At 72.2% G+C, this 2,492-nt stretch carries 2 protein-coding genes and 1 pseudogene; 2 read left to right on the forward strand and 1 reads right to left on the reverse strand.

The window, feature by feature from the left end:
* A pseudogene (locus ACJ73U_RS21840) lies at positions 1–1,091 on the forward strand (hypothetical protein); the annotation flags it as partial.
* 122 nt (positions 1,092–1,213) lie between these two features.
* Here the strand turns inward: ACJ73U_RS21840 and ACJ73U_RS21845 are convergent.
* Complete coding sequence (locus ACJ73U_RS21845) at positions 1,214–1,699, reverse strand: carboxymuconolactone decarboxylase family protein (RefSeq protein WP_407779533.1); 486 nt, start codon at positions 1,697–1,699, stop codon at positions 1,214–1,216.
* A 163-nt stretch (positions 1,700–1,862) separates the two neighbouring features.
* On the opposite strand from ACJ73U_RS21845, the gene ACJ73U_RS21850 reads away from it, so the two are divergent.
* Positions 1,863–2,492 (forward strand): sigma-70 family RNA polymerase sigma factor (locus ACJ73U_RS21850; RefSeq protein WP_407779534.1); only part of this gene is annotated, 630 nt, incomplete at its 3' end.

Consider the following 2,492-nt stretch of genomic DNA (forward strand, 5'->3'; position numbering starts at 1 on the left):
GATCCGCGGACCGGCTACTGCGAAGCGCTACGCCGGCGGAGCGCGCTACCGTGATCGAGGCCGTCGCAGGCGCGCTGGGCTCGGCGTCCGGCCGGGTGCTCTGCTCGCTGCGGGAGCACGTCGGCAACCGGCTGGCGCCCGTGTCGGCCCGCATGTACGTCGGCCGCACGCGGCGGGCGTGGGTCGGGCCGGACGTACGTCCACCGCTGCCGGCCGAGCTGGTGGCGGAGCTGTCGGCGTCGCTGGACGCGGAGATCGCCGTCCGACTGCCGCGGCTCCCGCACCCGCTCGTGGTGGACCCGGCCGTGCTCGACGTCGCCCTGCCGCTGTCCGGCAAGGCGGCCGAGAGCGGGTTCGCCGTGCTGCCACGGGGTTCGCGTGCGTCGGTGTCCGGTGAGGTGCTGCGCTTCTTCACGTACTGGCGGCAGACCAGCCGGCGCACCGACTACGACCTGTCGGTGCTGCTGCTGGACGCCGAGTTCCACACCGCGGGCCAGGTGTCGTGGACGAACTACCGCCACGAGGGCGTGGTGCACTCCGGCGACATCACCACGGCCCGACGCGGCGCGACCGAGTTCATCGACGTGCCGCTGACGGCGGGCGGGCACTACGTGGTGCCGCAGGTGAACATCTACGCGGGCGAGTCGTTCGACGAGGTCGCGGAGTCGATGTTCGGGTACCAGACCCGCGACCGGAGCCAGCGGGGCGCGCCGTTCGACGCACGCACGGTGCGGGCGCGCTCGCCGCTGCGGGGCAGGGGCCGGGTGGCGCTGCCGGTGGTGTTCGCCAAGGGCGAGCACGGCTGGCAGGCGGTCTGGCTGCACCTGTACCTGCGGGGCGCGCCGGCGTTCAACCGGGTGGAGGGCAACGCGTTCACCACGGCCGACCGCGTGCGGGCGCTGGTGGAGCGGCGCTACCTGACGATGTCCTACCTGCTGGACCGCTACCGCACCCGGACCGAGGTGACCACCTGGGACGGCCGGGTACCGGACGAGCCGGTGACGTTCGTCGGCATCCACGCACCCGAGGGCTTGCCACCCGGCTCGGACGTGTACACACTGGACCGAATCGGTGAGCTGATCCCCGGATAACCGAGGCCATGCGGACGCTTCCTGCTACGTCCACTGGAAATGGGACCCCTCGGGGTCGAGTAGCATCCGCGCTCTCCTCGGACCGTGGCCGGCGGGCAACACGCCCGCCGGCCACTGGCGGTTCAGTTCGTGGAGCCGGCGAACATGCCGATCTCGTAGGAGCCGCCCTTCTGGTGCACGATCACGGCGAGCCGGTTGGCCGCGTTGATCAGCGCCACCAAGGCGACCAGCGCGGCGATCTGGTCGTCGTCGTAGTGCGCTCGCACCTGGGCCCAGGTCTCGTCGGACACGCCCTGGTAGGCGTCGGCGAGCCGGGTGCCCTCCTCGGCGAGCGCCAGCGCGGCCCGCTCGGCGTCGGTGAAGACGGTGGACTCGCGCCACGCGGCGACCAGGTTGAGCCGGACCGCCGTCTCACCGGCGGCCGCGGCCTCCTTGGTGTGGTAGTCGACGCACCAGCCGCAGCCGTTGATCTGGCTGGCGCGCAACGACACCAGCTCCTGCGTGGCGCTCGGCAGCGACGACCCCTGGAGCACCAGGCCGGCGTTGGCGAACCGCTTGGCGAACCTGGCGCCGACCGCGTTGTCGAACATGTCGAACCGAGGTGTCATGACCCCGTCCTCCCTCGTGGTGTGAAACTGTGAACGACCACGAGATGCCGCCGGCGCGCTTCCCGTGACAGGGCCGCGACGTGACGCACGCCATGCCGGTCGCCCTGTCACACGATCGCGGGTCCCGGAGTCTGGTGGGGAGAGAGTCGAGAGGAGCAAACCAGTGGCCGACTCCACGACCGAGGCGTTCCTCGCCCACCGCAACCTGCTGTTCACCATCGCCTACGAGATGCTGGGCTCGGCCGCCGACGCGGAGGACGTCCTGCAGGAGACCTGGCTGCGGTGGTCGGGCGTCGACCTGGCGACCGTGGCGAACCAGCGCGCGTACCTGGTCCAGATCACCACCCGCCAGGCGCTCACCCGGCTGCGCACCCTGGGCCGGCGCAAGGAGTCCTACGTCGGCCCCTGGCTGCCTGAGCCGCTGCTCACCGCGCCGGACGTGGCGCAGGACGTCGAGCTGGCGGACAGCGTGTCGATGGCGATGCTGCTGGTGCTGGAGACGCTCACCCCGACCGAGCGGGCGGTGTTCGTGCTGCGCGAGGTGTTCGCCCTCGACTACGAGGAGATCGGCGGCGCCGTGGACAAGACCCCGGCCGCGGTCCGCCAGATCGCCCACCGCGCCCGCTCGCACGTCGCCGCCCGCCGCCCGCGCGGTGCCGTCTCCGCGACCGAGACCCGCCACGCGATCGCCGCCTTCCAGCGGGCGACGGAGACGGGCGACCTGCAGGGCCTGCTGGACATCCTGGCACCGGACGTCGTCTTCCTGGGCGATGGCGGCGGCATCATGCCGGCC

Source organism: Actinophytocola sp. (assembly GCF_045807065.1).
Taxonomy (GTDB): Bacteria; Actinomycetota; Actinomycetes; order Mycobacteriales; family Pseudonocardiaceae; genus Actinophytocola.

Excerpts from the sequence above, each read along its gene's own strand:
- ACJ73U_RS21845 (WP_407779533.1), bottom strand. The coding sequence starts at position 1,699 with ATGACACCTCGGTTCGACATGTTCGACAACGCGGTCGGCGCCAGGTTC.